The 23,354-nt window shown below is 43.3% G+C and carries 24 protein-coding genes and 1 tRNA gene; 7 read left to right on the forward strand and 18 right to left on the reverse strand.

What is annotated here, in order from left to right; genetic code table 11:
- Positions 1-2: 2 nt before the first annotated feature.
- From nuoI to MCUP_RS02005, 7 genes are all read right to left on the reverse strand, one after another.
- Complete coding sequence (gene nuoI / locus MCUP_RS01975) at positions 3-512, reverse strand: NADH-quinone oxidoreductase subunit NuoI (protein WP_013736991.1); 510 nt, start codon at positions 510-512, stop codon at positions 3-5.
- Entirely contained in the window at positions 500-1,558 is a 1,059-nt protein-coding gene (gene nuoH, locus MCUP_RS01980) for an NADH-quinone oxidoreductase subunit NuoH (protein WP_048057390.1), read from the reverse strand. Before nuoH ends, nuoI begins: the two co-directional genes overlap by 13 nt.
- Entirely contained in the window at positions 1,558-2,736 is a 1,179-nt protein-coding gene (locus MCUP_RS01985) for an NADH-quinone oxidoreductase subunit D (RefSeq protein ID WP_013736993.1), read from the reverse strand. The genes nuoH and MCUP_RS01985 overlap by 1 nt, the downstream gene beginning before the upstream one ends.
- A gap of 16 nt (positions 2,737-2,752) precedes the next feature.
- The gene (locus MCUP_RS01990) at positions 2,753-3,235 is read right to left on the reverse strand and encodes an NADH-quinone oxidoreductase subunit C (protein ID WP_013736994.1); all 483 of its coding nucleotides are present in this window, start codon (positions 3,233-3,235) and stop codon (positions 2,753-2,755) included.
- A complete protein-coding gene (locus MCUP_RS01995) occupies positions 3,232-3,621 on the reverse strand; it encodes an NADH dehydrogenase subunit 3 (RefSeq protein WP_013736995.1) in 390 nt (129 codons plus the stop codon). The genes MCUP_RS01990 and MCUP_RS01995 overlap by 4 nt, the downstream gene beginning before the upstream one ends.
- Positions 3,622-3,722: 101 nt before the next feature.
- The gene (gene thyX, locus MCUP_RS02000) at positions 3,723-4,478 is read right to left on the reverse strand and encodes an FAD-dependent thymidylate synthase (RefSeq protein WP_013736996.1); all 756 of its coding nucleotides are present in this window, start codon (positions 4,476-4,478) and stop codon (positions 3,723-3,725) included.
- 124 nt (positions 4,479-4,602) lie between these two features.
- Positions 4,603-4,938 (reverse strand): DUF2175 domain-containing protein, encoded by a 336-nt coding sequence (locus MCUP_RS02005; RefSeq protein WP_048057697.1) that lies wholly within the window; start codon positions 4,936-4,938, stop codon positions 4,603-4,605.
- Between the two features lie 46 nt (positions 4,939-4,984).
- Between MCUP_RS02005 and MCUP_RS02010 the strand changes: the two genes are divergently transcribed.
- On the forward strand, positions 4,985-6,121 hold the full coding sequence (locus MCUP_RS02010) for a hypothetical protein (RefSeq protein ID WP_013736998.1): 1,137 nt from the start codon (positions 4,985-4,987) through the stop codon (positions 6,119-6,121).
- A 23-nt stretch (positions 6,122-6,144) separates the two neighbouring features.
- Here MCUP_RS02010 and MCUP_RS02015 read toward each other — a convergent pair whose 3' ends face one another.
- The 3 genes from MCUP_RS02015 to MCUP_RS02025 are packed head-to-tail and all read right to left on the reverse strand — an operon-like array spanning position 6,145 to position 8,571.
- Positions 6,145-6,831: a Rossmann-like domain-containing protein gene (locus MCUP_RS02015; protein ID WP_013736999.1), complete on the reverse strand. Its 687-nt coding sequence runs from the start codon at positions 6,829-6,831 to the stop codon at positions 6,145-6,147.
- Entirely contained in the window at positions 6,828-7,901 is a 1,074-nt protein-coding gene (locus MCUP_RS02020; protein WP_013737000.1) for a nucleotidyltransferase family protein, read from the reverse strand. Before MCUP_RS02020 ends, MCUP_RS02015 begins: the two co-directional genes overlap by 4 nt.
- A gap of 37 nt (positions 7,902-7,938) precedes the next feature.
- Entirely contained in the window at positions 7,939-8,571 is a 633-nt protein-coding gene (locus MCUP_RS02025; protein ID WP_013737001.1) for a superoxide dismutase, read from the reverse strand.
- A 184-nt stretch (positions 8,572-8,755) separates the two neighbouring features.
- Here MCUP_RS02025 and MCUP_RS02030 point away from each other — a divergent pair, with 184 nt between their 5' ends.
- The gene (locus MCUP_RS02030) at positions 8,756-10,612 is read left to right on the forward strand and encodes a hypothetical protein (RefSeq protein ID WP_013737002.1); all 1,857 of its coding nucleotides are present in this window, start codon (positions 8,756-8,758) and stop codon (positions 10,610-10,612) included.
- 5 nt (positions 10,613-10,617) lie between these two features.
- Here MCUP_RS02030 and MCUP_RS02035 read toward each other — a convergent pair whose 3' ends face one another.
- The 8 genes from MCUP_RS02035 to MCUP_RS02070 all read right to left on the reverse strand — a co-directional run bounded on the left by MCUP_RS02035 (position 10,618) and on the right by MCUP_RS02070 (position 18,415).
- Positions 10,618-10,845: a sulfurtransferase TusA family protein gene (locus MCUP_RS02035; protein ID WP_013737003.1), complete on the reverse strand. Its 228-nt coding sequence runs from the start codon at positions 10,843-10,845 to the stop codon at positions 10,618-10,620.
- Positions 10,846-10,933: 88 nt separating this feature from the next.
- Positions 10,934-11,009, reverse strand: a tRNA-Gly gene (locus MCUP_RS02040).
- A 62-nt stretch (positions 11,010-11,071) separates the two neighbouring features.
- Positions 11,072-13,006, reverse strand: a complete 1,935-nt coding sequence (locus tag MCUP_RS02045) for a class II glutamine amidotransferase (protein ID WP_013737004.1) — start codon at positions 13,004-13,006, stop codon at positions 11,072-11,074.
- The gene (locus MCUP_RS02050; RefSeq protein ID WP_013737005.1) at positions 13,003-15,141 is read right to left on the reverse strand and encodes a glutamate synthase-related protein; all 2,139 of its coding nucleotides are present in this window, start codon (positions 15,139-15,141) and stop codon (positions 13,003-13,005) included. Before MCUP_RS02050 ends, MCUP_RS02045 begins: the two co-directional genes overlap by 4 nt.
- A 284-nt stretch (positions 15,142-15,425) precedes the next feature.
- The gene (locus MCUP_RS02055) at positions 15,426-15,674 is read right to left on the reverse strand and encodes a KEOPS complex subunit Pcc1 (protein WP_013737006.1); all 249 of its coding nucleotides are present in this window, start codon (positions 15,672-15,674) and stop codon (positions 15,426-15,428) included.
- Positions 15,658-16,662, reverse strand: coding sequence for an SSO0295 family DNA-binding domain-containing protein (locus tag MCUP_RS02060; RefSeq protein ID WP_013737007.1), 1,005 nt, complete (start codon positions 16,660-16,662; stop codon positions 15,658-15,660). The genes MCUP_RS02055 and MCUP_RS02060 overlap by 17 nt, the downstream gene beginning before the upstream one ends.
- Positions 16,631-17,560 (reverse strand): lysylphosphatidylglycerol synthase domain-containing protein, encoded by a 930-nt coding sequence (locus MCUP_RS02065; protein ID WP_013737008.1) that lies wholly within the window; start codon positions 17,558-17,560, stop codon positions 16,631-16,633. Before MCUP_RS02065 ends, MCUP_RS02060 begins: the two co-directional genes overlap by 32 nt.
- Before the next feature lie 6 nt (positions 17,561-17,566).
- Positions 17,567-18,415 (reverse strand): HesA/MoeB/ThiF family protein, encoded by an 849-nt coding sequence (locus MCUP_RS02070; RefSeq protein ID WP_013737009.1) that lies wholly within the window; start codon positions 18,413-18,415, stop codon positions 17,567-17,569.
- 146 nt (positions 18,416-18,561) lie between these two features.
- Between MCUP_RS02070 and MCUP_RS02075 the strand changes: the two genes are divergently transcribed.
- Genes MCUP_RS02075 through aroB form a run of 5 tightly spaced genes read left to right on the forward strand, consistent with a single transcriptional unit; the run spans position 18,562 to position 23,354 of the window.
- Positions 18,562-19,383: a transketolase gene (locus MCUP_RS02075; protein WP_013737010.1), complete on the forward strand. Its 822-nt coding sequence runs from the start codon at positions 18,562-18,564 to the stop codon at positions 19,381-19,383.
- Positions 19,352-20,290 (forward strand): transketolase family protein, encoded by a 939-nt coding sequence (locus MCUP_RS02080; RefSeq protein ID WP_013737011.1) that lies wholly within the window; start codon positions 19,352-19,354, stop codon positions 20,288-20,290. The genes MCUP_RS02075 and MCUP_RS02080 overlap by 32 nt, the downstream gene beginning before the upstream one ends.
- Entirely contained in the window at positions 20,291-21,325 is a 1,035-nt protein-coding gene (locus MCUP_RS02085) for a chorismate mutase (protein WP_013737012.1), read from the forward strand.
- A complete protein-coding gene (gene aroF, locus MCUP_RS02090) occupies positions 21,322-22,311 on the forward strand; it encodes a 3-deoxy-7-phosphoheptulonate synthase (RefSeq protein ID WP_013737013.1) in 990 nt (329 codons plus the stop codon). The genes MCUP_RS02085 and aroF overlap by 4 nt, the downstream gene beginning before the upstream one ends.
- Positions 22,308-23,354: a 3-dehydroquinate synthase gene (aroB, locus tag MCUP_RS02095; RefSeq protein WP_013737014.1), complete on the forward strand. Its 1,047-nt coding sequence runs from the start codon at positions 22,308-22,310 to the stop codon at positions 23,352-23,354. Before aroF ends, aroB begins: the two co-directional genes overlap by 4 nt.

The following is a 23,354-nucleotide window of genomic DNA, read 5'->3' on the forward strand; positions in this document are numbered from 1 at the left end:
AATCACTCGCTATCTGGTACATACTTTATCCCCTTTTTCTCATCAATAACGGGTTTCACTTTCCTCACTACAGGATTAACTGGCGGTTGATCGAAGTCCTGGTCGAACTTATCTGGAGTGAAGATTAGCTCCCTACGATTTGAGAAGGTCGCGTCGTGGACGCCGGTTTCCTTCAGCGCGTCAACTGGACAGATGTCAACACAGAACGCACAGAACACACACCTACCGTAATTTATTGAGGGAAGCTTCTTCCCCTGTTCAGTGACCATCTTCATTGCGTCTGCCGGACAGACCATAGCGCATAAAGTACAACCTATACAAACGTCCTTGTAAAGTCTTATCATACCTCTATATCCGCTAGGAAGAGTCATCGATTCCTCAGGATACTTTAATGTTATCTTTTGAGGCTTTACAAAATACTTAAGACCAGCTCCTACTGCCTGAACGTGGCCCGTTACTAAATTAAACGGGGACTGTCCCCTTTTATATTCCTTTATTTTTATGGAATCCATAGGTAACCTACCACCAAACCTAGAAAGAGAGAAAAGAGAGCTAAAGGAAAAACATACTTCCAACTGCCCCTTAGGGCTTGGTCTAACCTATATCTCCCATATACTGATCTCAAGAACACGGAGAAAAACACTAGAAGTGACGCCTTTATTACAGTAAGGAGCGCACCAGGAAGACCAGATAAGGGATACCATCCCATAAGGAACATGTCGGTAAACACCAAAGCTAAAACGAAGTTACCGACATATGACCCAGCCATAGTCAAAACGAATAGAAGACCGCTGTACTCAGTTGCAGGACCGAGGACCAATTCAGTGTCCGCTTCAGCTATATCAAACGGGAACCTGGCGCTCCCAATTATCATAGCGATGAAGAAAGTTACTGCGGCTATTGGATTGGCTATCAATCCTGGAACCCCTGATTGCACTATCTTTGCCAAGTCAAGGGTATGATACTCGAGAGCCATGGCTATGGTAGACATCAGAAGTAGAACGTCATATGAAACTGATAGATAAGACTCCCTAACTGCACCTACAATAGCGAACCTATTGTTTGTACTCCAAGCCATCAAGATCACTAAAGCAGGATAAAAAGACTCTATAGCTAAGATCAGTAACATGTTGTATTGAGTGAAAAGTCCTGTTAACACACCCATACCGATATTTGGGTCATAAAATTCATGAAAATATATAGAAAATATTGAGCCAGAAGGCGGTATAACTGAGACCGGTATTACGGACAATGGTAAGAAAGACATAGCTACAACTAACACGGGCGCGAGCGCGAACAGTGTTGGGTTTACAGCCTCTGGGATTATGATCTCTGAGAAAATGAACTTCACGGCGTCCGCAACCAGCTGTAAGTATCCGCCAAGTCTCTTAGATGCGTAATACGGACCTATTCTCATCTGAACCCTCGCAGCTGCCTTCCTTTCGAACCAAATTGTGGTTAAAAGCAATATTCCGGTGAAAATTAGCCCTGGAAGAATTATGGGAGCGAAAAAAGAGGGGTAAAAGATGTAATATCTAAGATCAAAAAGAATATTCATTATCTATCAGCCTCTGGGGGAAAATAATCTAGACTTCCGTAGATGGAAACCAAATCAGCATACCTAGCCCCCTTAAGCAGGTTCTTCATAACGTAAATTGACCTGTACGAGGGGGTGATCATCCTCAACCTATATGGCTTGGCTGAGCCGTCACTCATCACGTAATAAACGAGTTCTCCCCTACCTGCCTCAACTCTGGAAATTGCCTCCCCTTTCGGTGGTCTAAAAGACGCGTAATAGCCTGGCATGACTATTCTCCTTTGGCCTTCCCACCACTTCTTAAGTCTGGTAGGAGGTATCTGCTTGAAGAACCTGTCGCTAAGTATCTGACCCTGTGGGATGTCCCTTATTATCTGTTCTATTATCCTTAGACTCTGCTCTATTTCCTCAAACCTTACTAGAGTTCTGGCGTATCCGTCTCCTTCTTTATACACAGGGATTTCAAAGTCAAGCTTCGAGTAAGCCCCGTAAGGTTCGAATTTCCTTACGTCATAATATACGCCGGATCCCCTTAGGTTGGGTCCAGCGGCCCCCCACTCAATGGCTTGTTCCCTGGTCATAACTCCGACGTCCTCCAATCTGGCCCTAATGTTAGGATTGTTGAGGAATATCTTCTCCCAGTCCTTCATTTTCTTCCTCATGTAAACTATCGCCTTTTTAGTCATCTCGATGACTGTAGGCGTTAGATCTCTCCTAACTCCTCCTGGAATAACGTAAGAGTTTGTGATCCTAGCTCCGGTCAAAGCTTCTAAAATTTGAACCCAGGGCTCTCTGTCCCCAAAACCCCACATGAAACCTGTTGAGTGCCCTATAAATATAGCTAATATCCCCATACCGTAAAGATGACTAGAGATCCTGCTAACCTCAGCGGCAAAGCTTCTCAAATACTGAGCCCTCTCCGGAACGTCGACGTTCAATATTTTCTCCACCGCTAAGACGTAACCTAGGTTCATATTAACTGAGTCAAGGATAGCCGGCCTCTCCACTAAAGGAATCAGATGAATGTAGTTCCTATTCTCGCTTAGCTTCTCTACAGCTCTGTGCACATATCCAGGGTCTATCTCAGCGTCCTCTATAATGTCCCCGTTAAGCTTTACGAATATTCTCATGTGCCCTGATCCGGGATGTTGCGGACCTACGTTGAGCTCTCCGCTCACTGGGACTATATCTATCTCCATCCCGCTACCTTTCAATTCAAGCTGATTTGTCAACGAATAACCCCTCCGTTCTGATTTTGAAACTCTTCCTTAATGGATACACGCCTTCGAAGTCCTCAGGAAGGAAGAACCTTCTCATGTCCGGATTACCTTCGAAAGTTATCCCCAACATCTCGTACGTCTCCCTCTCACCGGTCCATACACTTCCCCATACGGTTAAGAGACTTGGAACAACCGGATCTTTATAGGTGGCCCAGGTCTTAAGCGCTAAAATAACCTGGCCTAGATTCAAATCGTATGAGGAAACGTGATAAATCACTTGAAACTTGCCCTGTTCGGGGTAATCTATCCCAGTAACGGACTTCACGTGATCGAAACCTATCTCCTTTAAGACCGTTGCAACTTCCAATAGCCTGGTCTTCTCCACCTCTATTGAACCTCTGTTTTCGCCTTCAGCCTTAACCTGAATCTTCCTATCCTGAAGGACCTTCACTACTATCTCAATCGGTTTTTGACTCATCTTCTCAAACCCCAATATGTAAGCACGTTGATCTGCCTAATTGCATAGTAAAGGATCGGATACATAAGTATTACAAAGGAGCCTAAAACTATCAAAAGGTTCCTAAATAATATGAAGTTATTATAGAAAGGAACGGCAGCAGCTAAGAAGAGTATTACCACAATGGGTTCCAGTGTGGTATAGACAAGAAGATAACCATAATACTGGAGAGGGAACCACAGCCTCCCCTCCCCTGTAGGTATGTTGCCCGCTTCGAATCTAGCTGTTTTAAGAGGATTTGGATTTCTGGAAAGAGCTACCACTAGGAGTTTATACGTACCATATCCTGCTAACAGCACTAGCAGGAATGGTAGCCCAAATGATAACACAGCCTGAGTTAGACTCATGCAGTGTTAGATACATTAGAGGGGGTATAAAATATTTGCTTTTGAGAATAGGACCATGCTTATATATTTTAAAAAACTAAAATTATGCAAATGTGGTTCTACTATCTTTTATTAAGTATTGATTGCGAATTTCTTATACACTTCCATATACCCTGTCTAGGCACACCCTCTATACATCTCTGGGAAACGAACTCCTTCTCATCCTCTAGCGTAATTGGCTCCTCCCTTATGAAGTTCTCGTGGATTATACAGTTAGGGCCTGCATACCTAAAGAGGGTTGGGTGGACTCTCTTGACCTCCTCTAACATCTTCCAGGCTATAGCCCTGATCTCCCACTGCGCCCTACTACATAGACGAAGTCCAAAGAAGTTGTAAAGCTCCCTAGCGTTCATCGTAACTACAAGGTTTGTGTTCACGCCATTAGGTAGAAGATACCTTGCATCCTCCTCTGGGACGCCAGACTCTAACGCCTTGATGTATTCCCTATACGACGTTTGAAATCCCTCGTCGTCCTTAAAGCTTGGTGGGATCACAGGTCTGTAGAACTCGTCCTTAGGCTTGGCGAAACGATGAGACATCTGCGTGTACGAGGCTATCCTATGCCTCACTAACTGATGAGAGGCCACACGAGATATTCCCTCAATTGAGAAAGTATACGAGGAGTGCTCTATGACTGACCAATATCCGTGAAGTATTGCGTCGGAGACCCAAGTCCTTACCTCATCTTCAGACATGTCAACGTGATCGTCCCACCCTCTTCTAGATCTACTCATCTTTGCCGCTATGGCTATTATCTTCTCTCCGTCCTTGGTGTAAGAGACTAGCCTAACCTTAAAATTGAGAGTCGTTAAGTTCATTACTCTATTATTTATTTTTTCAGATCATTAAAATAACTTTTCTCCTAATATTATTGACAACGACTTTTCCTAACGCTCTCTAAGTTTTGCCTGTACCAGAATTATTTTAAAAAAGAAATGAAAATTACTCTAAAACTCCACTGAACTTCTCTACCATTCTAGTCAACAAGGCCGAATTCTTCTCAGCGTCCTTTTCAGCCTGTTCTAGAGTTTTTCTAATTTCCTCTTCCTTAATTAAACTTATTTTCTGTTTGTAGATCGTTATGTCCTTCAACTCATCCTCTAACATGTCCAAGACAACCTCGAGCTGGGTAGGTTCTACCTTAGGTGTCTTTGAAGCCTTCTCCCTAAAGCACGTATAGTGTACTACGGCCTTTTTACTAGTAAAAGTAAAAAGTTCATCCCAATATATTTTATTCTTACATAAATCACATGTCCATTTTGTTTCTGGTCTGTTCATCTTCATAAGATACATTTTAAATTAAAATAAAAGTTACGGTAAAGCTATGGAGTTAAATGACAAGTTGTTCGAAGACGCTAGGTTCTATAACAAGTTAATCGCTATTGTCTTAAGTAAGGAGGACTTTATCTCCCAAAGGATAAAGGGCACTCCCTTAGAAAGGAAAGTTTTCCCTGTACATAAGGACCCTGAGGAATACCCTGATTACCTCGTAAGAGTGACTAGGGGAGTGATACCCGCTATTTCATTAATCACTCCTGACCTTGAACTAGTTGGTATAATAGAGTCAAACGACCCTGACTACTCAATTGGTTCTCTAAAAGACGTTGTGAACAAGTTTGAAGCTGGGAAAATCGCACCAGTAAAAATTCCAGAGTATGCACCGGAACCGCTCGAACCTAGCGAGGCTTCCATCTATGACGCTATGAACAAAGTCATCGACGGAGTGGCAGCAGACTTCAGGGTCGTAGAGCTAATTAGCGCCGTTTCCAAGATCGAGAAAAGGTATCCAATAGTTCACTTCATTAAGCCCCAAGACGAAATCGCCTCTTACCTTTTAGGGAAAGGAGAGCCTGGAGAAGGGTTTAGCGTATATGAGGCCGTTAAGGTTATAAAAGGGGACCATGATGTCCTCGAGGATTACATCGAAAAGGAAGGCAAAGTCTATAGGAGTAAGAAAAAGGAGAACTGGGGAATCCTAGTTGATGAGTCTATCGCTGGGTACGCACTCCTTTTGAAATACATGAGACAAGGAAAGAGCTCCTTCTTAGATAGAGCTACAGAGATTAAAGATTTCATAAAGAGGAACCTTGAGACTGAGAAGGGATTTAGGGACACTATAGTAAAGGATCCTCTTACGAGGTTGACGTTCCTAGAGCCGTTAGCTAACGCTGAGGCCTCTATATTCCTCTCAGCGCTCTGGCAAGCTACAGGAGACGAGGAGGTTAGGAAAATGGCTCTAAAAGCGTTAGGGATCGCAACAGTAAGGTCAGACTACTTGGGAGTAGCGGCTAGAATAGCCCATTCTCTTTTAAGGCTTAATCACGGGATCCTAACGTCTAAACCTGGAAACTACAACGACATAAGGATAATGCTCAACGAGAAAATAGAATGCGACTTTAAACAAGGAGACGTATGCAAGAGTAAACTTGAGGATTTCAATGGTTTAGAGCCTGATGAGTAAGCCGTGAGGTTAATTATTTTATCTCAGGTTAAAAGTACGTGCATTCTCTCTAAGTATTTACCAACCTGACGAGCGTCACCGCCCTCACAGATAGTTCTAAAGGCTCTCGTTTTATCTATAGGAACCAGTTTTCCAACAGCGGTAAATCCGTATCTTCTTAAAGTGTTCAAGGCCATAACTGATGAGACCCCATTTAAAATCAAGTTTTTGGCCCTGACGTTATTGACTATCTTCTCTACGTTATTTAGGACCAAAGACGAACCAAAGATCACAGCAGTATCGCATACCTCAGATCTGAACTGGGAGAAGGGAATGGCCCCCTTAGATGCCTGAGGGGAAAAATCATAAGAGACGACCTCAGCAAACCCTTCCACTCTTTGTTGCGGTGAGTAACCAAAGATACAGATTTTCCCTCCTTGGAACAGCTCCACCGGATCCCCTCGTTTTAGTTCACTCGGAGTGATTGAGTTCATGACAGCTAACGATACGCTTCTCCTCATCACGTTTCCAATGTTACTTGCCACTTCAAAGGCGTTCATTCCCTGAAGTTCCCCCGCTTCAGGAATCTCCCCGTCAGTCAAGGTTATAGATATTCCCAAACTCTGATCATCAAGTAGGACTGCGGTGTAAGACGTTCCCACACATAAGTTTACCACTTTCCTTTTCTTCAGATCATAGGAAAGTTCGCTCAACATGTCTTGCAATATCATAGTATGATTCTCCTCTCCTTATAAACTGGGTCTGATATTTCCTTATAAGGTAAAACTACAGTTTCCTTGTTTAGAAGCACACCGTCTCCCGTTATGACTTCCTCTCCCAATATGCTGCCCTCCCTGATGTGATTCCATCTTCCTATTTTGCTGTTGTCACCAACAATCACGTTCTTAAGAAAGGAGCTCTGACCTATCTCCGCATTGTTCATGACTAGACTTTCACTTATATAACTCCCCTCCAGTACCGTTACCCCAGTATGAAGGATAGTGTTTGAGTCAACGTAGGAGTTCCTTATCTTTACGTTGTCCATAATAAAGTAAGGCGGAGTTAAATTAGTTCTCTCATCTATCAAGGCCTTCTCAGATATGTATCCTCTTGGGTACCTCCTCCTGAGCAGTTCAAAGTTAAGTCTCAAGTAATCTGAAGGAATACCTATGTCAGCCCAAACTCCATTGTATTTATATACAGAGACGCAACCTTTTTGAAGCAATTTAGGGAGGAAATGTCTAGCTATAGATTTTCCGCTTATCATAGAGAAGAGTTTCTTATTAAAAACGTATACTCCAGCGTTAATACTATTTGAGAGGGGGTTAGAAGGCTTCTCAACGATCTGAATTAGCTTATCACCCTCGGTATATAGGACGCCATATCTTTGTGGATTGTTAACTTGAGCAGATAAAAGAGTAGCCTCGCAGTCCATACTTCTATAGACAGAGAGGATCTCGTTGAAGTCAACCTCCATATACACATCTCCATAAATTACTAGAACCTCGTCGTCTAGGTTGTTCGTTTCCGAAATTAGCTTCAGCGGTCCCAAATCGCCTAGAGGTTCGTCCTCAATGACGAACTTCACCTTTCTCCCTTGATTCTCTACGTGTTTTATAATCTTATCAGCCATCACCCTCAAAGAAATGTATATGTCTTGAATCCCTGCCCTATCCAAGGAGTCCAAGGTGTAGTCAAGGATAGGCCTACCAAGCACTGGGAAGAGAGGCTTGGGCTTAGTCAGACTCAAAGGTCTTAACCTAGTAGCCCAACCACCCGCTAAAATTATAGCGGAAACCATAATATAATAGGACAAAGGAAGAAAATAAATGAATCGTTCACTTCATGTACTTCTGTAGTTTTTTATCACTGTACTCCCAGTTAACTACGTTCCACCAGTTGTTAACGTAGTCAGCCCTCTTGTTCTTGTACTGTAGGTAGTACGCATGTTCGAACTCGTCTAAGATCAACAGTATAGGGAGCTCAGCTATGTGATTCATGAAGTGATTCTCAAAAGTCATAATCTCTAGGTTTCCGTTTTCAGTATCGTAATATAGAACGGTCCATCCGGTGCCGGGTAACGAATTGGCGGTCTCGGTAAAGATTTGCTTAAACCTTTCGTAGCTACCGTATTGCTTCACTATGAGATCCGCTAAAGCTCCTCCAGGTTGACCCCCACCCTTGCCAGCAGGAGCCATGTTGTCCCAGTACAGGGCGTGAAGTTTGTGACCGTTTACATTAAACACTATACCTCTCATTAAGCCCTGTATATCGTATTGGCCAGCTTGAACTTCACCCTTTATTACTTTATTAAATCTGTCCATGAACGTATTAATACCGTTTACGTATCCCTTATGATGTCCGTTGTAATGTACGTCTATAATGTCCTTACTAATATATGGTTCTAATGCGTCTAACTTGTAGGGAAGAGGTGGCAACTCAAATTTTTTGAAAGATATGGAAGAACTCATAGCAATACTTAATTGCTAATCACTTTTATTTCTTTCTTACTTAGACCTACTCTCATGAGATTGGTTACAATTAGGAAATATATAACTTTTAGAATTTATAAAAAAACAGAATATTTGAACCTAGCATATAAAAGGAAATCTTTATTAAAATATAATTTTATAATATAGTCTTGTAGAGAAGCTTATGTTAAGGGTACTTGGGTTAAGCTCGATCACGTTTAATGAATTCGTAGAAAGGGTAAGCGTAACTATATTAAACGCACTTCTATTTTATTCAATATCTAGCTATTTAAACGTTACGCAATACTTTTTCTTTGGAGAAGGCGTAGTAATAGTTCTCTCTGCGTTGTTACCATACGTACTGGCTCCAGCTCTAACTCTACTTTACGTGACCAGTTACAGTTTTGGTAGTCTAATTTTAGGAAGGGCACAGATGATTTCTATCAAGAGCGTAGAAGACTTCATTTCAATGTTAATCCTGCTGGTCATCATTCCAATCGCAATTGAGGCTAAGTTTACCTCACTCCAAGGCTTTGTGACATCTGAATCGTTGGTTGGGCCTTCAATCTCTTTTCTCTTCTTAGGAGTTGGATTAGCTGAAAAGGGGAGAGATATCAGGAGTAACTTAGTTGCGGCTTTACCTGTCCTATACATCCCAATTGATAGGGTTCTCAACTCGTCTTCTTTAAATTACACTTTTGTAATTTTTTATATTATAGGATTTCTTCTGTTCCTCGCGTCTGCTCTTCTGTTTTCGCAAAACGGACCATTGAGCATCTCGGGGTTAATTCCTCTTTACGTTGGCGTAGCTCTGGTCACAGGAGAAGGCTTCACGTCTGAAAACGCTATCTTCCCGACTGGTCTAGCAGCAATAGTCAATGCGATCCCAACGGGGGTTAATCTAATCTCCTCCGTCTCTCAAGGTAAGAGCGTTTTTCAAAAGGAAAAAAACGAGATTCTTAACGCAATAGATCTAAAGCTCAGACTTGTAAACTCTATTAAAACCGGTTCGGCTAGCTTACCCCAGGACCTTGTCAAAGCCTTAGATCTTTGTGAACAAAGCCTTAAGGAACAATCTAATAAAATAAGCGAGTGCACTGATAACTCATGCCTAAACGAGAGGAGAAGGGAGTACCTAGAGGTATCCGAGTCGTTAGATAAAACAATTAATGACACCATTTTTAAGATAATTATTGACTACAACTCAAAAGTTTCCAATCTGAGAAAATATGGAATAAATATGGAAGAACTTCAAATTCCTCCCCAACTAAAGATAAGTGACACAGATATAAATATAATTACAAAAATTTTAATCACGATAGATAGAAATACCTTCCTAGTAACAAATAAGGTGAACCAAATGTTAGAAGGGTTGGAGGCCGTCATTGGTGGAAACTATAGCAGGGTTATAATAACTGACTTTTCCTCTTTGGATAAGTTAACTTTGGTTTTAGGAGACAAAACGGTAATAGGGAGAATAGAGGAATGCCTATCCATACAAGCTGATCTTCTCAGGGAATTGAGGATGAGTTCGTTCAGCGACGAGAAGATCAAGTTATCAAGGAAAGTAAATCAGTTACTGATAGAGCAATTCTCCTTAGATAAACTTCAGAGTTCTATCAACGTCTCAAAGGAGAGCGTAAACCTATTAAACAAATATATACTATATTTAGCAAATAAAAAGGAAGAATTATATAAAATAGCTCTTCCTGAGGTCAAGGACTATATCAAAACCTTAGAGGAACTTTCAAGGGCAATGAAGGAAAATATACCCTCCTGCGAGGTAATTAAAAGAAGCTTTTCGCTATTGAATCTACTTAACGATGTAGATACAATAGTGTCTGACATAGATTCTATATCAGCTCTATCCCAGCTCTTGGAGAGTCTAACGGATGTAATAAATTATAAGATTAATGAGGAGGGCTGCATTAAAATGGCTGAGTTAGGAATAGATCCGAAATACGGTAGATATATAGTTAGTTGGCTTAAAGGAACGGGAGTTAACGCAACCATTAAGGAAGGTTCTATATGCAAAGGATAATTGAATTATCTCACTCTCCTTATTGTTATTTCAGCGTGATCGTTCACTACGTCTCCCTTAAACAGATATCTAGGTGCGTTCTTTAATAGTTGGTGTGTACATAGTATCCTGTCTGAATCTGCTACCAGAGATAGTACATCGCCTGGTTTCATAGCTACGAGAACCTTTGATATCTCAACCATAAACTCATCACATGATTTTCCTCTTAAATCCAGGTTGAATGTTTGAGGCATATCTCAATCATCACTCAATAAGCTTTAAGCGTTTAGATCTTTTATTATCCTTTTTGTTTCCTCACTGTAGCATTACATATAGAGGAGGTGCGACCGCCGGGATTTGAACCCGGGACTTCTGGCTTGGAAGGCCAGCGTCCTAATCCAGGCTAGACTACGGCCGCATAATTAAGTGAAAACCTTTTACTTAAAAGGGTTGCGGTGATGCGGGAAATCATGTCCAGTCTTAAGATTTTGATGGCGTTATAACGGTAAACTTCTCACCTAGAAGTTCCTTAACGTTGGTCCGTAGGTCGTTATCGTATTCTCTCATGACGGGCAGTAACTCCTTTATTTCCTCTTCGGTCAGCTCTCTATAGTCATATGTGGGTATACCTACTTTCTCTTCAAAAAGCTTTTTAGCAAATTTCCTAGCGTCGCCGGACAGACCCTTCATTAAATCAATATAGGACAAGGAAGGGTCCACTTCATTAATGAGACCCTCCATCTTTAACGCCTTCAGCAATCTAGTTATTTCCACCTTACTAGGTTGAACACCTATCCTCCCTGGATCTACTCTACCCCTAATGAATATCCTTCCTCCCACCATACCTGTTCCCACGAAGTTGCCAACTTTCTCTCCTTTATGGTTCAAACCCAAGACAACTATGACACCACCCGCCATATACTCTCCTAGATAGTCGTCTACCCTTCCCCCTATGATTAGGTAAGGTCTCATATTAGCGTATTCCCTCATTTGTATCCCTACTCTATTACCAGCGTTTCCTGACACGAAGACCTTTCCACCTTGGAGCGTTTGAGCTAATACGTCCCTAGCGTCTCCAAAGATAACTACCTTACCTCCATGCATGGTGTCACAACAGTCGTCCGCCACGTTCCCGTAAACGTAGAACTCGTTGTTCTCATTTAGGTTAGCCATTGCGTTACCAACTACACCGTAGAGTTCAACTTTCAAACCTGCCCTTGGGAAGGTCATACCTATGAACCTGTGTCCCATGACGTTGATTACCTTTACCTCTTTTTTACCGACCTTTAAGATCTCCCTGTTTAGATCTTTATAACCTACGTTACTGGCATCAATATCGTAGTTTTCCGTCCTAAAGGACGGTTGGGAGAAACTAATTATCTCCTCTCTTTCTCTTCCGTAGCTAATTATCCCTCTCTTTAATGAGGCGATGAAGTAAGATCCTGGGCTAAGAGTCCAAACCTTCGCTCCTGGATTAATTAACCTTATCTGACTTTCCTCGCTGGCAATATAGTAATATCCTTCGTCCTCTCCTATAAGTACAGGTCTAAACTTTGACCTATCGGCCAAACCGATCAAATAAAGGTCGTCTCCAGAATCGTAACCTATCACCGCCGTAAACGGTCCGTCAAGCCTAGCGTTTCTATATAGGTAGTCATAGTGTGGAGAAATAATGCTAGTTCTCCTGGACGGATTGACCAAAATCTTAGATACCTCCTCAACTGACAACCCTTCGTTAATCAGCTCCTCGAAGAGAAAGGCCATCACCTCACTATCCGTTCCTACGAATCCGCTCCAGCCCCGGGACTGAAGGTATTCTAAGTTAGCACCGAACGAGCTCACGTCTCCGTTGTGAACTATCGCAACGTCAAAGGATGAAAATGGGTGAGACCAATAAGGATTACTACCAGGAGAGTTTGTAGGTTGTCTGGTGTGGGCCAGCCACATGTCACCTTGATATCTCCCTACATCGTAGATCTTAGATATGTCCTTGGGATACCCCACCCCTTTGAAAATGTTTAGAGACCTTCCCATGCTATATATCCTTCCTCTCTTCTCTGGCCACAACATGTCATTAAGGTTTCTAACTGCCCTCCTAAGTTGCGCCACGTTTCCTATCGAAACCTTATAATTACAACTACAAACCCCACCGTCTTGAGCCTCAAAGGTTTCATCTAATATCTGAAGTCCCACGTTCTCCATAACTCTCCTCATTTTAGAGGGGTCGCCCAAGAAGAACGCCTTCAGGTAATAGTAGTTCCCCTCCTCCCTATTGAATACCGCAAACCCCGCTCCCTTGTCGCTCCCCCTATAGCTTACTATGTCTATAGCTTTAACTACCTGATCTCCGGAGATCTTCTGCGCATGACTTTTCCTTAGGATTCCAAACACTCCACAACCCGAAGGAGAGATCATAGGGAACCAGCCTGCCTCACTCCGATCTTTCTGGCTACATAAGAGTTGAGATTTACAGCCCTTAGTAGCTCCCTGTTTCCTGTTAGGCTAGATTGTATGCTGTAAATCCCTGCAGATCCTGCTAACAACGCTATCTCCTTCCTCATTCCAGCTATTAGGTTGAAAGCTCTCTCCTTTAAGTTACCCTTGCTCCCCTCCCCTATAGCTACCTCAAGTATACTATAAGGCATTATGACAGTATCAGAACCCAAAGCAATTAGCTTGAATACGTCGGAGGAGTCTCTCAGCTTTGAGGATTTCGCCAACAAGTCGTATCTGTTTCTCACTCCCGCGTCCTTGAGTCTCCTATCAGCCTCAGATACTATAAGCTCCAGGTCTTCCCCTATTACGTCTTCATCCAATATGAAGCCTGGAACCTCTCCCTCATTAGCTAACTCCTCTAATTCGTTCATATCTTCGAGAATGATGTAACTGTCCGGCTGATATTTGTTTGACCAGCTCGCTACCCCCTTACCATCAGAGGAGAGGGAGATCTCCTCAAAGGAAGGGATGGCGTTAGTAGTGAAGACTAAAGTTCCTAAGGCTAAAGAGGCCCACGCTATAGCGTTAGTGAACTCTTGATTTGCTCCGTTAACGTCAAACATCATAGGAAGGGAGATGTAAATATCTCCACCCTTAAGAAGGAAACTCGTATCTATGTCCTCCCTGTATGGATCTATTGAAGGTCGAGTCACTTGGGCTCCGTCTGATCTCAACCAATCCAGTATCCTAGCTGGCTTCTCCACATCTGGCGGAGCCGTGCTTCCCATGCTAGTTATCGAGGGCTCACCCTTATTTATCAGGTCATGCAAAGCGTTTTTCCTTCTCTTAGTCCAGAGTTCGCCAATTTTAGGATTCAACTCTTCCACCTCCCCTCTTATTCCTAATATCTCCAAGGCGTCCCTAGATAGGCCGTAGCCGTAAAGGAGGTCTCTCCTCCCCCTCAACTCTGATATAGTTGATAGATTTAGATTGTCCAAAATGTTTGATAGCTCTAAAGAGAATCCCCTTACGAAGTTAACTAACATCTTGGTACCGAACTCTAAGTCCATATACCTTGTTCCATCGATCTTGTTGGTTAGGGCTGTCGGACACGATCCTATGTGGCACTTGTGAACCATAACGCATCCCATCGCTATTAGAGCTCCAGTTCCAACACTAACTATATCCGCCCCAAGGGCGATAAGTTTAGCCGCATCCGTCGAGTCAGCTACTCTACCAGCTGCTATTATTGTGAAGTTTTGTCTAAGACCTTCCCTCCTCAGAACAGAGTCGGCCGAAGCAACTGCCAGCTCTATTGGAATGCCAACGTTATCCCTTATCACGGAAGGTGTGGCCCCAGTTCCCGCTCCATGACCATCTATGATAACCCCATCAGCCTTCATCCTTGCGATACCAGACACAACGTAGGGAATGTAGTTAGTTGCTGCAACCTTGACGAAGACAGGTTTTCCTGTAAGTTCCTTTAAGGCCTCTATTCTCTGACCTAAGTCTTCGATAGAGTATATGTCGTGATGGGGTGCTGGGGAAATGGCGTCCATACCCACTGGTATACGTCTCGTCTTCGAGATTGGTTCAGTAACTTTACTTCCAGGAAGGTGACCACCAATACCTGGTTTAGCTCCCTGTCCTATTTTTATAACAACACCGAGACCCGCATTGAGCACGTCTACGTCCACGCCGAACCTAGCCGAGGCCCATTGAACAAAAATTCTCTTATGCTTAGCGACGTCTGGGTGAAGCCCTCCTTCTCCCGTTCCAGCTAAAGTCCCTGTAATATCGGCTGCCTCTGCTATAGCAACGTTGGGGTTTCCGCTCAAAGCCCCGTAGGACATATCCCCAAGGTACAGTGGGGAAGTCATGTCAATTCCTGAGAAGGATAGACCAGTGCTAGCTGATGGGTTCTTAACCACTTTCGATTCCGCTATCTTGAACTCCACTCTGTCTAGGATCCTTAAGCTATCTCTCCTGCTTTTAAAGATCTCAAAGGGTTCCGCTGACATTGAAAGCTTTCTGATATGCTCAACTCTATCTACGGTCCAAAATTCAGACTCGGTTTGTTTAGGTATAGGCAAGTACTTGTTTACTATAATCAATAGGATCGCAAAATCACGATTGTACAAGATATTATTTATTTGTTCATGCAGATTTTACGTAAAATATTGGTTCGAAATTATCGCAAGATCGGTACTAATTCATCTAATTTTAATTCCAAAATTCTTTAATAACGTGTGAGACTTTCGGATTTCCTATATGAAAGAGAAGTTTCAATGAATAGTTTTTACTAAATTACCTTAAACAACTCATTTCTAACTATTTGTTATCGCTACTCTAATGCATTAAGAATAACAATTATTACACGTTATTACTTCGAATTCCCTCATGTGCTTCGCTTTAAGACGTTATCAACGAGCTCTATATGTTCCAAGATCTCATCTACAGTGTTCCTTAGAGTGAGGACGGACTTTGGATCAACTAACTCAACCTCAACGCAGACCTCAACTTTTCCCTCTAAATTACGCATCTCTATCTTCATTCCGTGTGGAAGGTCTATATTATCCGCCTTCAAAGAATCGACCATCTCCTTTGAGAAAGGCGTTACCAGTTCTAACCTAACCTTCACGTACATCGTTTCCTCCAACTTTAAAGAACCTAGATGTAAAAACTTTATCTCCGTTCACAACGTAAACCGGTTTTCTACCCCTTATCTTACCCTGTTGTTTAAGTGCTAAATAAGCCAATAAGGGTGATTCCAATTGTGAGTTAACTACGTATTTATCCGCCTCCTCTTTAACCTCGAATGAAAAGCCCCTTCCTAAAACTTCTCTGAAGCTAGCTATCATCACTCCGTAAAGAGAATGATTTAAGGTTAAGTCAAATAGAGCTTGATAACCTCTCCTATCAAGGACGTAAACAGAAACTAGGCCAAGCTCCAGTGAGTCATAACTATGATACAGATACCTTGGGGTTATGAGATCCTCCCTACTGATTTTTGGGTTAAATTTTGAAATTAATGATATTAATCTAAAGATTAAACTGTTGAGCTGGGATTCGTCTAACTCGGATAGCTTAGTGAACTCATTCCCTCCTAGCTCATTTACTAATTTGAGGGAGTTCTCCCTGTTTCCTGTTATGTCAGGGATGGAAAGATTAACTGAATACGTGAGGGAGAGAAATAATGGAATCTCGTGATAACCTGGAACGTTTAGGGTCCTCTCTGAAGAGACTCCAAGTTCCTCAGCCTTAAGTAGGAGATTCTCCTCCCAATTCGTTAGCCCTCTCCTATAAAGCAAAGCGTCAGAGGATATACCAGCTAAAATAGGTACCAAATCTTCTGATGTTAAAGGGTGGAGAGAAGAGAAAGATGAGTTTCCTAGATACGTTTCAGATCCGTCAATCACCAAGAAGTTCCCTGACTCCCTCTTCTCAGCTCTAACCTCGCATTCGGAAGAGAAGCTGAAGCCCATATCTCCTTTGAAATATTTTGCAATAAGGCCTGCAAATATAGTGAAATCTGGGTCATATGGGCCAGATACGCAAATCTCCCTTCTTGTATAAATTTGCGAAAGAAGCTTTGAGGCGGCTTCAGGTGCCGGGTCTCTCAGAAAGTTTTCCATAGCTTCTAATCTCGTTAAACTGGCTTTTAAGATGATTAAGGCTTATTTCCCTTATAAAGATAAAGCCCAAAGAGTAGTTTATGAGTTCCAGTATCCTTATTGCTACCACTAAATTAGGGTGGAAATAGATGGATAACCCTAACTCGGCGAAACCTGAACTGGCTGGAACCGGAATCAGCGAAGCTGCAAAATAGGTCATGTTTATAAGGACGTCGAAAGCGAATGAAGGGACTACGTAGTAAAACGCGACTGACTGAATTAAGTATCCTAAAACGGTCAGAGCTGAGTTAATGAAGATCGATTCCCACGTGGTGGCTTCTCTAACTTTCTCCTTCCCCTTTTGAAGGAGAAAATAGTAATTTTTTAGTTTTAAAAAGTTGACTAACTTCTCCTCCGCCCTTATCACTCTCCTTGATGTAAATATCACATATCCCGTACCTAAGGTCCACCCTACCACGTTTCCCAAAGCTGTAAGAATGTAAATGAGATCGATGGGTGAAGCTTTGATGCCCACCAAGGCTAGGAAAAGAAGGGAGCCTATAACTACATCATACATGGCCTCGTTTAGGGAGAGAGCAAAGGACTTCACTATATCTCGGTTATACCTAGAGTAAACACTTGCTCTAGCCAGGTCTTGGCCTGCCCATCCTGGTATAACTAGCCCAACTGAGTTACCAAGAAGTCTAGCTTTGAACGCAGTGAAGTATGAAACTTGAGCTATTCTACTGTCTCTCAAAGCGAGAACTGCGATCTGCGCCAAGTAAGTTGAAATGAACAAGATGAGGAGCTTAGGATCTATGTTTCTCATCACGCTAACAAAGTTCAAGTGAAAGTAGAGAGAATAGAGTACAATGACTATAGGAGGAATCAGCGTCCCTATCAGTAATTTTTTTTCCATGACTCTTCATTCTCGACCCAATTTCTTAAAACAATTTTCATGACATATGATTAGACCATCTGAAGTTCTAGTCACGAAAGGTCTCTCGAGAGAAGGTGGTTCAAATTTGACTCTGATTAAACCACAATTGGTTTTTATGCCTTTTAAATATCTAAATTCGTGAAGAGAACAGGCTTCACACAATGAGTTTTTCTTTATGTCTAAAGCCTGGAGAGAGAGGCCCCTGCCGTCTACATAATAAAGTCCCTTTGGGATCTCACCCCTTAAAGCGTTTACCATCATTTGGACTTGAAGGCTAGCTACGAGGGTCACCGTAGTTACAGTGGTCCCAATAGTTTCACAAGAATCTACCTGTTCCATAGGTGTCATGAAACAGGATAGACACGGACCGTCTTCGCTTACATACATCGCGCTACCGTACTCTCCAGAAATACCTCCATATATGAGTGGTACACCGTTCTTAACGCAAGCGTCGTTCAGAATGAGCCTAGAGTTAACGCTGTCTAGGGCATCGAAAACGAAGTCTTTACCCTTAACTAGAGACTCAGCGTTGGTTTCATCTACTATATCGAGTATCGCCTCCAATTGAGTTCCACTCCCTATCTCTCTCGCTCGCCTAACGCAAACCTCAGCCTTTGGCTTCCCTACGTCCTCCCTCTTAAAGAAATGAGTTCTATGAATGTTTGAAACCTCCACTATATCAGCGTCTATTACGGTAATCTTTCCAACTCCTAACCTAGTTAGCATCTCGAGAGTTGCAGTTCCTAAAGCTCCGCAACCTGCTACAAGGACGTTCAATGAGAAGATCCTTTCCTGAAGCTCAGGACCTAGAACCAGGAGTTGTCTAGTGAACATCTCGAAGTTACTCAGATGTGGTCCCCGTAAGAGATTGATAGGCCAAACTATTAACTCTAATCAGTTTCTCTCTATCTGAAGACCATTGATGATAAAGACTTAAAAAAGGGTGTTATACATTTGAGTGGGGGTTTGTTGTTGCACCAATGGAAAAAGGTGGGCGTGATGGAATTCCAATATCAGTAGATGAATTAAATAAGCTCAAGGGGACGGCAGATAGGGCTAGGAAAAACGTAATAAAAATGCAATTTTATGACCAGTCAATACATGTAGGTTCGTCCCTGAGCAGCGTAGAGATCTTAACCGCACTAGAGTTCAAGGTTTTAAGAGACTCGAGCGACCCTATAAATAGAGATTGGCTCATACTAAGTAAGGGGCATGCGGCGCCAGCTCTCTACGCGGTGCTTCATGAGAAAGGCCTAATAAAGGAGGAGGAGTTATGGAAGATCCAGGACATATCTGGTTTACTTCAAGGCCATCCAGAGACCTTCATACCGGGTGTTGATATGTCGACTGGGAGTCTAGGTCAAGGACTGAGCTTCGGTATAGGAGTGGCCACAGGCATAAAGATGTCTAAGGGAGCCGGGAGGGTCTTCGTAATCATGGGAGATGGAGAACAGGATGAAGGTGAGATCTGGGAGGCTATGACACATGCGATAGCTAGGAATCTAGATAACCTCGTTGCGATAATAGAGATGAACGGATTTCAGCTGGACGAAGCGACGAAGGACGTGAAACCTAAGGAGTTCTTGCCAGAGGTTTGGAGGGCCGTAGGATGGAGGGTGTTCAATTGCGATGGCCATGACATAGCTAGCGTAATATCAACCATCGATGAGGCGTTAAAGAGCAAGAGACCTGCAGTTATATTCGCAGAAACGAGAAGAGGGAAGGGATTCACTCCCATCGAAAACACAAAGAGACAGAGGACTGTTCCTGATGTTGCAAGGCAATTTCTCCTCAATTCGTGAGGCCTTCGGAAGGACCCTAGTCAAACTAGGGGAGGCCGACAAGGACATCATCGTAATAACTGCAGACGTCGGGGACTCGTCTAGAGCCTCCTACTTTAAGGAGAAGATTCCCGAGAGGTACTTCAACGTTGGCATATCAGAGCAGGACATGGTTAACTTCGGTGCTGGACTATCAGCTGTTGGGAAAAAACCGGTAGTAGTTGGGTTCGCTATGTTCTTAATGAGAGCGTGGGAGCAGATGAGGAACAGCATAGGCAGAATGAACCTTAACGTAAAGGTTTGCGTCACTCACTCTGGATATAGCGATAGCGGTGACGGCTCAAGTCATCAAGCGCTCGAAGACATCGCGCTCATGCGAACCATACCTAACTTTAAAGTTGTTGTACCCGCTGACGCAGCTGAGGTAGAGAGGAGCTTACCTGAGGTGATAAACGATAGAGGACCTCTCTATTATAGAATGGGTAGAGACTACTCGCCACCTATCACCTCAACTCTAGACTACAAGTTTGAAATCGGTAAGGCCTACGTCCTAAAGGACGGAGACGACTTGGCGATAATCGGAGCTGGCGTTGTCCTGTGGGACGCTCTCAAGGCAGCTGAGGAGTTGGAGAAAATGGGTATAAGCACAGCGGTAATAAACCTGCCAACGATAAAACCAATAGATCACTCGACGATTGAGTATTTCGCCAGGAAGACTGGAAGGATAGTCACAATAGAGGAACATAGCGTTATTGGAGGAGTTGGATCGGCCGTGGCCGAGGTAGTTGTCAAAACTTATCCCGTTCCGATGAGGTTTGTAGGAGCAACCACTTATGGAAGATCAGCTAGAAGTCAAAGGGAACTCTTAGATTATTATGGTATAACCTCAAGGAACGTTATTAATTCAGCGTTAGAGTTGATCAAGTAAATGAACGAGATAGATAGACTCAGAGCTGAGATTAACCAAATTGACGAGGAGTTGTTTAAGTTATTTTTTAGGAGACTAGAGTTAGCTAGCCAGATAGGTCGATTAAAGAGAACTCAAGGGCTACCACTAACTGACGAGGCGAGAGAGGAAGAAGTGAGAAACAGATGGAGGAAATTGGCTGCCCATTATGGGATACCTGAGACGTTAGCTGATAACTTACTGAACACGATATTTTCAGTCTCAAAAATGAGGGAGTTGAACCCATCTGAAAAGAGGAGGGTAGTACTAGTTGGCTACGGGGGAATGTCTAGATCATTGGCTTCTCTTTTTAAGCTAGCTAAACATGAGGTCGTGATAACTGGAAGGAACCTGGAGAAGTCTGAGAAGTTGGCTAAAGAGTTCAACCTGGCCTACATGCCCATCTCCCAGGCGCTACAATGGGGGGAGATAATCATCCTGGCGTTGCCTCTTGAGGGTATTCTATCGTACGAGACTAGCAGGTTCCTTTATCTCGCTAAAGGTAAGATAGTTATGGATATCCTTTCAAGTAAGGCCTCGTCTTTTTCAAGATTGGAGAAAACGTCCGAGGAGATAGGTTTCAGGTTCGTCTCCACTCATCCTCTTTTTGGACCCTATCTCAACCCTGTAGGGGAGAAGATAGTTCTCATCCGTTCAAGTACGTCAGGAGATATGGAGGAGATCTCTGAGTTCTGGAGGGGTGTTGGGTTAACGGTGTTGACTACAGATGTGGAAACGCACGAGAAACTAATGGCCGTTATACAAGTCCTCCCTCACTTCTTTATGTTAGGTCTATCCTCCAGCCTGGATGCGTTATCCAAGGAACTGGCGGTAGACTACACTCAATTTCAAACTACTAATTTTAAAGAAATCTTCAAGATAATAAACAGAGTAAGGGATCTAGATCGAGTAGTTAAGGAGATTCAAAGCTCAAACCCTTACGCTAGATTAGCGAGGAAAGTGGGACTTGGAGAGTTAAATACTCTTTACTCTACTCTTGAAAAGGAGAAGAAATGATCCTTTTCGTACTAAATGGAGATGGATCAACCTTAAAGGAGAAGCTAAGCTCCACTTCAGCATCATATAAGTTCTTAAACCTCTATGGGAAGAACCTGGCACTAGCGTGGCCAGACTCAGAAGTTGAGAACATACGTGACCCCTCAATAGAGATCGTTGTGAAGACGAAGAGGTCCTATGTGCTAGCCGGGAACGAATGGAAGAAGGATCCCACCAAGGTAAACGTTGGTAAAGTTGAAATAGGAGGGAAAAAAGTCGTAGTTGCAGCCGGACCGTGTGCTGTAGAATCGGAGGAGCAGACTGAGACTGTAGCCAGGGAGGTTAAGAAGGCTGGAGCCTCTCTATTGAGAGGAGGTGCTTACAAACCCAGGACTAGCCCTTACTCATTCCAAGGACTTGGAGAAGAGGGACTAAAAATACTTAAAAAGGCATCAGAACAGACCGGCCTCCCTGTTGTTTCTGAAATCCTGGACGCTAGAGACAGGGACGCCTTTGCTAGATACGTAGATATGGTTCAAATCGGAGCTAGGAACTCCCAGAACTTTACATTATTGAGAGAGATGGGTAAACTGGGTAAGCCCGTGCTCTTGAAGAGAGGTTTGGGAAACACGGTAGAGGAGCTGATACAATCTGCGGAGTACATACTGATGGAGGGAAACGGGAACGTGGTACTATGTGAGAGGGGTATCAGGACCTTTGAGAAGTCGACTAGGTTCACGTTGGACATAGGGGGAATGGTGGCGGGGAAGTTAATGACTCACCTCCCTTTCTGCGCCGATCCTAGCCACCCTGCAGGTAAGAGAGAACTAGTTCATTCTCTAGCCTTAGCTTCAGTTGCAGCAGGCGCAGACATGCTATTAATAGAGGTGCATCCGAAACCGGAAGTTGCGTTGAGCGACTCCGAGCAACAGTTGACCCCTGAGTCGTTCAGTCTGCTCATGGAAAGGGTGAGGGGTTTAGCTTCTGTCCTAGGTAGGTCCGCATGATAGACTTTTCTGAGAAGATATGTTGCTCTGAAGTGAGAGTTAAAATAGGAAGGGAGGTACTAGGAGAGCTGGACTCCCTTCAAGGGAAGAAGGGCATTGTTCATCCCAGGACGTTAAGAACCCAATTGAAGGCAGATCTAGACATAGAGATCGAAGACGGTGAAAGGGGAAAGGACATTAGCGTGGCTATGAGAATTGTTGATGAGCTTCTGAGCTCTGGCTTCACTAGAGGAGACTACTTGATAGCTATGGGAGGTGGAACAGTCCTAGATGTGACGGGGTTCTCAGCCTCAATATTCATGAGAGGGTTGAACTTGATAAACGTACCCACTACGCTGTTAGGAATGGTTGACGCTGCCATAGGAGGCAAAAACGGAGTAAACTACAGGCTGGCTAAGAACATGATAGGAACTTTTTATCAACCTTTCATGATAGTGGAGGACTTATCTTTTCTCGACACCTTACCTGTGGAAGAGTTTAGAAGAGGGATGGCTGAGGTTATCAAATATGCTCTTGTTCTAGATAAGGAACTATACGATTTCCTCTCCTTAAACCACGACTCCATAATGAAGAGGAACCAAGACGTGTTGGAGAAGGTCATTTACTCCTCAGTTAAGGATAAACTTTTCGTCGTCTCAGAGGACGAGAGGGAAACTAAGGGAGTGAGGATAGTTCTTAACTTCGGTCATACGATCGGGCACGCAATAGAGGCCGGTTCAGACTTTAAGGTACCTCACGGTTTAGCGATATCTGTTGGGATGGTATGCGAGGCAAAGATAGCTGAAGAGATGGGATACGCTGAGGAAGGAGTTGTAGAGGACGTGTTATGGTTATTGCAGTTGTACGGTCTACCTATCTCAATGGATCAATTGAACGCTAAGGTAGAGGTGGAGCGTGCCTTGAAGTCGATGCTAATGGATAAGAAGAGGAGGGGGGAGGAGACGTTGATGCCTTTCCCAACTAGGATAGGCAATTGGAGGAGCGTTAGTGTGCCTAACGATACCCTCGTTAGTTTCTCGAAACAGTGCCTAGGAGGGAACTGA

The sequence above is a fragment of the Metallosphaera cuprina Ar-4 genome, assembly GCF_000204925.1.
Lineage (GTDB): Archaea > Thermoproteota > Thermoprotei_A > Sulfolobales > Sulfolobaceae > Metallosphaera > Metallosphaera cuprina.

What these genes read in the sequence shown, in the direction of transcription:
- aroB (WP_013737014.1), top strand. Translation starts at nt 22,308, where the DNA reads ATGATAGACTTTTCTGAGAAGATATGTTGCTCTGAAGTGAGAGTTAAA.
- aroF (WP_013737013.1), top strand. Translation starts at nt 21,322, where the DNA reads ATGATCCTTTTCGTACTAAATGGAGATGGATCAACCTTAAAGGAGAAG.
- nuoI (WP_013736991.1), bottom strand. Translation starts at nt 512, where the DNA reads ATGGATTCCATAAAAATAAAGGAATATAAAAGGGGACAGTCCCCGTTT.
- thyX (WP_013736996.1), bottom strand. Translation starts at nt 4,478, where the DNA reads ATGAACTTAACGACTCTCAATTTTAAGGTTAGGCTAGTCTCTTACACC.
- MCUP_RS02010 (WP_013736998.1), top strand. Translation starts at nt 4,985, where the DNA reads ATGGAGTTAAATGACAAGTTGTTCGAAGACGCTAGGTTCTATAACAAG.
- MCUP_RS02065 (WP_013737008.1), bottom strand. Translation starts at nt 17,560, where the DNA reads ATGGAAAAAAAATTACTGATAGGGACGCTGATTCCTCCTATAGTCATT.
- MCUP_RS01985 (WP_013736993.1), bottom strand. Translation starts at nt 2,736, where the DNA reads ATGGAGATAGATATAGTCCCAGTGAGCGGAGAGCTCAACGTAGGTCCG.
- MCUP_RS01995 (WP_013736995.1), bottom strand. Translation starts at nt 3,621, where the DNA reads ATGAGTCTAACTCAGGCTGTGTTATCATTTGGGCTACCATTCCTGCTA.
- MCUP_RS02080 (WP_013737011.1), top strand. Translation starts at nt 19,352, where the DNA reads ATGTTGCAAGGCAATTTCTCCTCAATTCGTGAGGCCTTCGGAAGGACC.
- MCUP_RS02020 (WP_013737000.1), bottom strand. Translation starts at nt 7,901, where the DNA reads ATGGTTTCCGCTATAATTTTAGCGGGTGGTTGGGCTACTAGGTTAAGA.
- MCUP_RS02035 (WP_013737003.1), bottom strand. Translation starts at nt 10,845, where the DNA reads ATGCCTCAAACATTCAACCTGGATTTAAGAGGAAAATCATGTGATGAG.
- MCUP_RS02005 (WP_048057697.1), bottom strand. Translation starts at nt 4,938, where the DNA reads ATGAACAGACCAGAAACAAAATGGACATGTGATTTATGTAAGAATAAA.
- MCUP_RS02030 (WP_013737002.1), top strand. Translation starts at nt 8,756, where the DNA reads ATGTTAAGGGTACTTGGGTTAAGCTCGATCACGTTTAATGAATTCGTA.
- MCUP_RS02085 (WP_013737012.1), top strand. Translation starts at nt 20,291, where the DNA reads ATGAACGAGATAGATAGACTCAGAGCTGAGATTAACCAAATTGACGAG.
- MCUP_RS02060 (WP_013737007.1), bottom strand. Translation starts at nt 16,662, where the DNA reads ATGGAAAACTTTCTGAGAGACCCGGCACCTGAAGCCGCCTCAAAGCTT.
- MCUP_RS01990 (WP_013736994.1), bottom strand. Translation starts at nt 3,235, where the DNA reads ATGAGTCAAAAACCGATTGAGATAGTAGTGAAGGTCCTTCAGGATAGG.
- MCUP_RS02015 (WP_013736999.1), bottom strand. Translation starts at nt 6,831, where the DNA reads ATGATATTGCAAGACATGTTGAGCGAACTTTCCTATGATCTGAAGAAA.
- nuoH (WP_048057390.1), bottom strand. Translation starts at nt 1,558, where the DNA reads ATGAATATTCTTTTTGATCTTAGATATTACATCTTTTACCCCTCTTTT.
- MCUP_RS02055 (WP_013737006.1), bottom strand. Translation starts at nt 15,674, where the DNA reads ATGTACGTGAAGGTTAGGTTAGAACTGGTAACGCCTTTCTCAAAGGAG.
- MCUP_RS02025 (WP_013737001.1), bottom strand. Translation starts at nt 8,571, where the DNA reads ATGAGTTCTTCCATATCTTTCAAAAAATTTGAGTTGCCACCTCTTCCC.
- MCUP_RS02075 (WP_013737010.1), top strand. Translation starts at nt 18,562, where the DNA reads ATGGAAAAAGGTGGGCGTGATGGAATTCCAATATCAGTAGATGAATTA.
- MCUP_RS02070 (WP_013737009.1), bottom strand. Translation starts at nt 18,415, where the DNA reads ATGTTCACTAGACAACTCCTGGTTCTAGGTCCTGAGCTTCAGGAAAGG.
- MCUP_RS02045 (WP_013737004.1), bottom strand. Translation starts at nt 13,006, where the DNA reads ATGATCTCTCCTTCGGGTTGTGGAGTGTTTGGAATCCTAAGGAAAAGT.